We start from the raw sequence: 209 nt of genomic DNA on the forward strand, positions 1-209 counted from the left end.
TGGCCGAAGGCTCGGAAAGCATCACCATCTCGGTCGGCGAGATCACCGGCGGCGGCTTCGAGGCGATTGCGGCAGATCCGGACAAGGGTTCGGTCACCACCCTCGTTACCGATGATGTCGGAGGCCCGGGCGGCGGCACGCCGGGCGCCGAGGACACCTGTCTGGTCTCGATCGCGGGGCCTGCGTCCGTCGTCGAAGGTCAGACCGCG

1 protein-coding gene is annotated in these 209 nt (G+C 68.9%); it reads left to right on the plus strand.

The window, feature by feature from the left end; genetic code table 11:
* Positions 1–209, plus strand: a 209-nt coding sequence (locus HZU84_RS20230) for a hypothetical protein (RefSeq protein ID WP_180693145.1), incomplete at both ends; no start/stop codon positions are given.

Origin of the sequence: Sphaerotilus sulfidivorans (assembly GCF_013426975.1) — a bacterium.
Classification (GTDB): Bacteria; Pseudomonadota; Gammaproteobacteria; order Burkholderiales; family Burkholderiaceae_C; genus Sphaerotilus; species Sphaerotilus sulfidivorans.